Genomic DNA, 594 nt, shown 5'->3' with positions numbered 1-594 from the left:
CGTGCGCGAACCGCTCCAGCAGCCCCGCGCCCCACTGCGCGGCGGAGGTGCCCGCGGGTGCGGCGTCGGCGCGCACGTCGAGCACGAGGCGGGTGCCGGTGCCCGCCGCGCCCGGTTCGACGGTGAGCGCCACCGGGTAGTGGGTGGCGTCGGCGGTGCCGGCGTCGGTGACGACGAGCCCGGCCGCCCCGGCGGGCGCGGCGGGGGCGTTCTGCACGGAGACGAGGGTGTCGAACAGCGGCCGCACCCCCGTCAGGCGCTGCACGCGGCGCAACCCGACGTGCTCGTGCTCGACGAGGGCGGCCTGCTCGGCCTGCACGCGGCGCAGGAACTCCCGCACCGGCTCGGCCGGGTCCACGCGCACCCGCACCGCGGTGGTCGTGACGAACAACCCCACGAGGTCCTCCGCACCCGGCAGGTCGGCGGGCCGGCCGGAGGAGACGCCGCCGAACACGACGTCGCCGCGCCCGGTCAGCGCGCCCAGCAGCAGCCCCCAGCCGGCCTGCACGAGCGTGGCCGCGGTGACGCCCACCGCGCGCGCCGCCGCCTGCAGCCGCGCGTCCTCCGCGGCCCCCAGCACCCGCTCCGCGCTGG

1 protein-coding gene is annotated in these 594 nt (G+C 79.8%); it reads right to left on the bottom strand.

Annotated elements, in window-relative coordinates:
* Nucleotides 1-594 (bottom strand): condensation domain-containing protein (locus ABEB16_RS18845; protein ID WP_345713747.1); only part of this gene is annotated, 594 nt, incomplete at both ends.

The sequence above is a fragment of the Kineococcus glutinatus genome, from assembly GCF_039542765.1.
Taxonomy (GTDB): domain Bacteria; phylum Actinomycetota; class Actinomycetes; order Actinomycetales; family Kineococcaceae; genus Kineococcus_A; species Kineococcus_A glutinatus.
The sequence above is the reverse complement of the archived record's forward strand: the minus strand, read 5'-3'. Positions and strand labels throughout refer to the sequence as shown.